We start from the raw sequence: 1,050 nt of genomic DNA, 5'->3' as shown, positions 1-1,050 counted from the left end.
GGTGAAGAAGTTCATCTTCAGCATCACTGCCTGCCATAACAGTGTCAGCACGTCCCGCTCATCTGGGGTGTCGTAACGGTAGTAGAAACCGTATTTACGGACAATATGGTTGTTCTTTGACTCGACGAGGGCTTGATCATTCTTCTTGTAAGGCCTGGCTCTTGTGAAGAAGATCTTCCGGTCACCTGCCCACTCGATCACTTGGTCGTTGATGAACTCCGACCCGTTATCGCAGTCGAGCCCAGCAATATCAAACGGTAACGCAGCTTCCATGCGGGTGAGGGCGGCGAGCATGTGTACACGTGCGTTATTCCGTAACACTTCCAGGTGGGTCCATCCCGTCTGCACACAAGTGGCGGTCAAAGTTCTGGCGAATTCACCTTTCAGTGTGGGGCCGCAGTGCGCGACCGTGTCACACTCCAGAAAGCCGGGCTCATGCTCTGCCTCGTCGCCGGCTTTCCGGATCATGATCGAGGTGCGTAACAGCGCGCCAGAACGGGTGGCAGAGATCCCTTTCAACTCCAGTGACTGCCGGTGCTCTCGTAAATATCGGTCGATCGTCGCGGCAGACATCTCAAGCAGTTCGGCACGTACCGCAGGCGTGTAGTCGTGTTCACCGTGGCTGAGTTCGCCATGTGCTTCAAGCCGGCTGATCCATTCGGGGAGCATCTGACACATGTATTTCCCGCACGGGTACATCATGACCCGCCACAGCCACACCAGCACCCGTTTCGAGGCTGCCGAGTACTTCGTCGGGCGATGCCGACGACGATCAACTTTCGTCACATTCTTCACGCCCAGGTGTGGGCTGGTGAGATACCGTCTGGCTGATACTCGGGACAGCCCGGTGGTTGCGCAGAACTGATCCAGAATCACAGACTTCTCGGACCTCGTCGCGGTTTTGTAAGCCCGTTTGAGTTGTTTGGTGACTTCGATACGTGTCGACATTGAGACCACACCCTTGTTCATACTTGTTCAGCGTAGGAGTACGCGCTCAAAGTATGTGAGGCACGACTGTAGCTACGCGATCAATATATGTAAGGTACGCCG

General features: G+C 55.2%; 1 protein-coding gene. It reads right to left on the bottom strand.

Features of this window, described 5'->3' with window-relative positions; all coding sequences use genetic code 11:
• On the bottom strand, positions 1-948 hold a 948-nt coding region (locus MHJ63_RS09820), incomplete at its 3' end, for an integrase catalytic domain-containing protein (RefSeq protein ID WP_239447311.1).
• Positions 949-1,050 lie beyond the last annotated feature (102 nt).

Source organism: Pseudoglutamicibacter albus, assembly GCF_022346425.1.
Taxonomy (GTDB): domain Bacteria; phylum Actinomycetota; class Actinomycetes; order Actinomycetales; family Micrococcaceae; genus Pseudoglutamicibacter; species Pseudoglutamicibacter albus.
This window is presented reverse-complemented; position numbering and strand designations above follow the sequence as displayed.